This window comes from Capnocytophaga sp. oral taxon 329 str. F0087 (assembly GCF_000213295.2).
Taxonomy (GTDB): Bacteria; Bacteroidota; Bacteroidia; order Flavobacteriales; family Flavobacteriaceae; genus Capnocytophaga; species Capnocytophaga leadbetteri_A.
On record NZ_KN390103.1, the window covers coordinates 1 to 1,603 of the forward strand.

Here is a 1,603-nt window from a genome sequence, read left to right on the forward strand (position 1 = left end):
GTGTCGCATCGAGCATCAGTATACACACATCAGAGTGCTCAATAGCGCGAATAGAGCGCATCACTGAGTAAAACTCAAGGTCTTCTTTAACCTTCGATTTACGGCGAATACCAGCCGTATCAACCAAGTTAAACTCAAAACCAAAGCGGTTGTATCTCGTATCAATAGCATCGCGAGTAGTCCCTGCTATATCGGTCACTATATAGCGGTCTTCGCCTATAAGAGCATTAATAAATGACGATTTTCCCGCATTAGGTCTCCCCACTACAGCAAAGCGTGGCAGATTTTCTTCCTCCTTCTGTTCTTTTTCAGGTAAGTTTTTCACTAGCTCGTCTAACAAGTCGCCGGTACCACTACCATTAATGCTCGATATAGAAAACAAATGCTCAAATCCTAAGGCGTAAAACTCGTGGGCATCATCGCGGCGGTTATTGCTATCCACCTTATTAACTACCACAAAAACAGGCTTTTTACTTTTGCGCAATAGGGCAGCTACCGATTCGTCCATACCGGTCAAACCGTCTTCTACATTCACCATAAAGATGATAGCATCAGCTTCGTCAATAGCCAGATTTACTTGTTTATCAATTTCTTTCTGAAAGGTATCATCGCCACCGGCCAAATACCCTCCTGTATCGATAACCGAAAACTCCACACCATTCCAATCCGTTTTGCCATAATGGCGGTCACGGGTTACGCCGCTTACGGCATCAACTATCGCCTCACGGCGTTTTATCAAACGATTAAAAAAGGTCGACTTACCTACATTAGGGCGCCCCACTATTGCTACAATAGCACTCATATTAGTTAATTTATTTTTGCAAAGATAGTAAATAATTATCAAATGACAAATGACCACAGCAGAAAATATTTCTTTTAGTCCTTCCCTTTACTTTAGATATACTTACACTATACGAACACTATACGAACACCGAAGGATAAGCGTCTATTAAACCACCCTAACCCATAAAAATATCCTACTCACAGCCTTCTCAGCCTCTCTATACCTCCCAGCCTTCCCAGCTTGTCATTCAAAAAATCCCTAAAAATAACTCTCAATTCAAAAAAAAGTCGTACTTTTGAGCCCTCAAAATACATCTAATCAGAAAAGACTTTGCAACAGTATAAACGCACCATAACATTCATTATTAGCTTATTAGTAATCACTTCTTGCTTTTGGTACGCTGAAACTTTTGCCTTTAGAAAAGGCGGTTTTCAGTATGAATATCCTTTTTCTATAGCCGACACTCTCAAAAAAGATAGCTTAACACCTAAGTTGCCTGTCCAACTACGCGGCAGGCGACCCAAACCTCAAAAGCCTAAAGCTAAGGCCGATACCCTCAAGAAAAAAGACACTATCAAAAAACCTAAAGGGGCTTTAGAAGATGTGGTAAAATACAAGGCTAAAGATAGTATCGTCTTCAACAAAGCCACCCACGAAATCATCTTGCACAACGAAACCAATGTGCAATATACTGATATTGATATTACTGCAGGGATAGATGTTATCAACTTTCAAAAAGGTGAAGTATATGCTGGGCGACTAAAAGACAGTCTTGGCGAGTATAGCCAGCACCCTGTATTTAAGCAGGGTAGTGATGTT

General features: G+C 40.7%; 1 protein-coding gene and 1 pseudogene. One reads left to right on the forward strand and one right to left on the reverse strand.

Annotated features, from left to right (window positions below):
• Nucleotides 1–802, reverse strand: an 802-nt coding sequence (gene der / locus HMPREF9074_RS11565; protein ID WP_034541067.1) for a ribosome biogenesis GTPase Der, incomplete at its 3' end; no start/stop codon positions are given.
• Between the two features lie 312 nt (nt 803–1,114).
• Here der and HMPREF9074_RS11570 point away from each other — a divergent pair.
• Nucleotides 1,115–1,603, forward strand: a pseudogene (locus HMPREF9074_RS11570) (LPS-assembly protein LptD); the annotation flags it as partial.